The organism is Streptomyces niveiscabiei, from assembly GCF_001419795.1.
Lineage (GTDB): Bacteria > Actinomycetota > Actinomycetes > Streptomycetales > Streptomycetaceae > Streptomyces > Streptomyces niveiscabiei.
This window is the reverse complement of the sequence record NZ_LIRL01001382.1, coordinates 1-2,420: the sequence shown is the minus strand read 5'-3', so window position 1 is coordinate 2,420 and position 2,420 is coordinate 1. Positions and strand designations below refer to the sequence as shown.

2 protein-coding genes are annotated in these 2,420 nt (G+C 67.6%); one reads left to right on the top strand and one right to left on the bottom strand.

Annotated elements, in window-relative coordinates:
* Window positions 1-177: 177 nt before the first annotated feature.
* Window positions 178-663, bottom strand: coding sequence for a ribose-5-phosphate isomerase (locus AOK24_RS44290; protein WP_055725455.1), 486 nt, complete (start codon window positions 661-663; stop codon window positions 178-180).
* Between the two features lie 202 nt (window positions 664-865).
* Between AOK24_RS44290 and AOK24_RS44285 the strand changes: the two genes are divergently transcribed.
* A complete protein-coding gene (locus tag AOK24_RS44285) occupies window positions 866-2,296 on the top strand; it encodes an amino acid permease (RefSeq protein ID WP_055725454.1) in 1,431 nt (476 codons plus the stop codon).
* Window positions 2,297-2,420: the final 124 nt, after the last annotated feature.

The following is a 2,420-nucleotide window of genomic DNA, read 5'->3' as shown; positions in this document are numbered from 1 at the left end:
TGAAGGGGCTCCGCCCCTTCCACCCCGCCAAGGGGCTCCGCCCCCTGGACCCCCGTTCGGCCCGAAGGGCCTCGTCCTCAAACGCCGGACGGGCTGAGATGTGCGGACCGGCGTCGGGAAGGTGTCGGACGGCGGGCGCTGGCCCCGGGGAGGGGGCCGGATGGCCCCCTGCTTCCTCTACTGCTGGGGGTGGTGTGCGGGGATTTCCGGGAGGGTGGCCGTCGTTTCGTACGCGCTCAGCATGTCGATTCGGCGGATGTGGCGTTCGTCACCGGAGAAAGGGGTCGCGAGGAAGGTTTCGATGAACTTGGTGGCCTCGTCTTGGGGGTGCATGCGGGCACCTACCGCGATGACGTTGGCGTTGTTGTGCTGGCGGCCCAGGGAGGCTGTTTCTTCGCTCCAGGCCAGGGCCGCTCGGACGCCCTTGACCTTGTTCGCGGCGATTTGTTCGCCGTTGCCGGAGCCGCCGATGACGATGCCGAGGGAGTCGGGGTCGGACGCGGTGCGTTCGGCGGCGCGGAGGCAGAAGGGGGGGTAGTCGTCCTGGGCGTCGTAGATGTGGGGGCCGCAGTCGACGGGGTCGTGGCCGGCTGCCTTGAGCCAGTCGACGAGGTGGTTCTTGAGTTCGAAGCCGGCATGGTCGGAGCCTAGGTACACGCGCATGGGACGAGTGTGACATGCGGGTTGCTGGGGAGGGTCAGGGGTGTGCGTCGGGCGGCGCGCATCGGTAGTTCGACGAAACGTCCAGATCACAGTTGTCGCCGATCCTTAATGGCAGGTACACGGACAGCTTCACCTCCGTTTCACTGGCCGCCAGCACTCGCACCCCTCCCCTCTCCCCCACGCCGCGCGAAGGACGTCCCCCATGGCTTCTCCCCCGATTCTCTCCAAGGCTCCCGAGAACCCCCAGGAACCAGGCTCCGGCCTCCAGGCGGGACTGAAGAACCGGCACCTGTCGATGATCGCGATCGGCGGGGTGATCGGCGCCGGTCTGTTCGTCGGGTCGAGCACCGGCATCGCGACCGCGGGGCCCGGCATCCTCCTGTCGTACGCGCTCGTCGGCACGCTCGTGGTGCTGGTGATGCGGATGCTGGGCGAGATGTCCGTGGCGAACCCGACGTCGGGCTCGTTCTCGGCGCACGCGGACCGCGCGCTCGGCCCGTGGGCGGGGTTCACGATCGGCTGGCTGTACTGGTTCTTCTGGGTCGTGGTGCTGGCGGTGGAGGCGACGGCCGGGGCGAAGATCCTGGAGTCGTGGATACCGGCCGTACCGCAGTGGGGCTGGGCGCTGATCGTGATGGTCGTGCTGACCGCCACGAACCTGGTGTCGGTCGGCTCGTACGGCGAGTTCGAGTTCTGGTTCGCCGGGATCAAGGTCGTGGCGATCGGCGCGTTCATCGTGGTCGGCGGGCTCGCGGTGTTCGGTGTGCTGCCGGGTGTGGACAGCGACAAGGCGGGGCTCGGGAACCTCACGGACCACGGCGGCTTCCTGCCGAACGGCGCCGGGGCGATCCTGACCGGCGTCCTGCTCGTCGTCTTCTCCTTCATGGGGAGCGAGATCCCGACGCTGGCTGCGGGTGAGTCGGAGAATCCGCGGCAGGCGGTGACGAAGGCGACGAACAGTGTGATCTGGCGGATCGCGGTGTTCTACCTGGGGTCGATCTTCGTGGTGGTCACGCTGCTGCCGTGGAACGACCCGTCGATCAAGGAAGAGGGGTCGTACGTCGCCGCGCTCGACTCCCTCGGGATCGCGCACGCCGGGCAGATCATGAACTTCATCGTGCTGACGTCGGTGCTGTCCTGCCTCAACTCCGGTCTGTACACGGCGTCCAGGATGGCGTTCTCGCTCGGCCAGCGCGGGGACGCGCCGAAGTCGTTCGCGCGGACCACCTCGCGAGGTGTGCCGCTGGCGGCGATCCTGTCGTCCGTGGTGTTCGGGTTCGTCGCGGTGTTCTTCAACTACGCGTACCCCGACTCGGTGTTCCTCTTCCTGGTCAACTCCTCCGGCGCGGTCGCCCTGTTCGTGTGGCTCGTCATCTGCTTCTCGCAGCTGCGGATGCGGAAGATCATCCAGGCGGAGGCGCCGGAGAAGCTCGTCGTGAAGATGTGGCTGTACCCGTATCTGACGTGGGCGACGGCCGGGTTGATCGTGTTCGTGCTCGGTTACATGCTGACCGATACGGAGCACGACGGCCGGACGACCGTGCTGTTGTCGCTGCTCGTCGCGGCCGGGGTGCTCGCCGTGGCCGTCGTGAAGTCGCGGCTGCGGGCGCGGGACGGCGTCACAGCACCGTGAAGCTCCCCTTCACCTCCTCGTAGACCTTGAGGGCACTCTCCTCCACGCCCGGCTGCTCGGGTTCGACCAGGACGGGAAGTCGTTCCAGGTCAACACGTGGTACCAGCCGGGCGTGGAGGAGAGT

Coding starts and splice junctions, on each gene's coding strand:
- AOK24_RS44290 (WP_055725455.1), bottom strand. CDS start 663: ATGCGCGTGTACCTAGGCTCCGACCATGCCGGCTTCGAACTCAAGAAC.
- AOK24_RS44285 (WP_055725454.1), top strand. CDS start 866: ATGGCTTCTCCCCCGATTCTCTCCAAGGCTCCCGAGAACCCCCAGGAA.